We start from the raw sequence: 1,266 nt of genomic DNA, 5'->3' as shown, positions 1-1,266 counted from the left end.
CGGATTTTTCACCCAGTCCCTTGCTGATCGTGATCCTGAGCTTTTTGGCTCGATCACGTCGGAACTGGGTCGACAGCGCGACGAGATCGAGCTGATCGCGTCCGAGAACATCGTCTCTGCCGCCGTGATGGAGGCGCAGGGCTCGGTGATGACCAACAAATATGCCGAAGGCTATCCCGGGCGCCGCTACTATGGCGGCTGCCAGTTTGTTGATATTGCCGAAAACCTGGCCATCGACCGCGCCAAACAGCTGTTCGGATGCGAGTTTGCCAATGTGCAGCCCAATTCCGGCTCTCAGGCCAACCAGGGCGTGTTTCAGGCCCTGATCAAGCCGGGCGACACCATTCTGGGCATGAGCCTGGATGCCGGTGGCCACCTGACCCACGGCGCGCGGCCGAACCAGTCGGGCAAGTGGTTCAACGCGGTGCAATACGGCGTGCGCCAGCAGGACAACATGCTGGATTACGATCAGGTCGAGGCGCTGGCGAAAGAGCATCAGCCCAAGCTGATCATCGCGGGTGGCTCGGCGATCCCACGCCAGATCGACTTTGCCCGCATGCGTCAGATCGCCGATATGGTCGGCGCCTATCTGCACGTGGACATGGCGCATTTTGCCGGTCTGGTGGCAGCGGGCGAACACCCCAGCCCCTTCCCCCATGCGCATGTGGCCACGACCACGACGCACAAGACCCTGCGTGGCCCGCGTGGCGGCATGATCCTGACCAATGATGAAGATATCGCCAAGAAAGTGAATTCGGCGATTTTCCCTGGCATTCAGGGCGGCCCGCTGATGCATGTGATCGCAGCCAAGGCCGTGGCCTTTGGCGAGGCCCTGCGGCCTGAGTTCAAGGACTATGTCAAGCAGGTGATCACCAACGCGCAGGCGCTGTCGGATCAGCTGATCAAGGGTGGGCTGGACACGGTGACCCACGGGACCGACACCCATGTGGTGCTGGTCGACCTGCGCCCCAAAGGGGTGAAAGGCAACGCCACCGAGAAGGCTCTGGGCCGGGCGCATATCACCTGCAACAAGAACGGCGTGCCGTTTGATCCCGAAAAGCCGACCATCACATCGGGCATCCGTCTGGGCAGCCCGGCAGGCACCACCCGCGGCTTCGGCGAGGTCGAATTCCGCCAGATCGCCGACTGGATCATCGAAGTGGTCGACGGCCTGGCCGCCAATGGTGAAGACGGCAACAGCGCCGTCGAAGCCAAGGTCAAGGCCGAAGTCGCAGACCTCTGCGCCAAATTCCCGATCTATCCGAA

Annotated in this window: 1 protein-coding gene; it reads left to right on the top strand. The window is 62.0% G+C overall.

The annotated features are described in order from the left end of the window. Positions 1–1,266, top strand: a 1,266-nt coding sequence (glyA, locus tag AC2FEB_RS23310) for a serine hydroxymethyltransferase (RefSeq protein ID WP_299902855.1), incomplete at both ends; no start/stop codon positions are given.

The sequence above is a fragment of the Ruegeria sp. YTSC106 genome, assembly GCF_059609765.1.
Note: the sequence above shows the minus strand (reverse complement) of the source record. Positions and strands in the feature narration are given on the sequence as shown.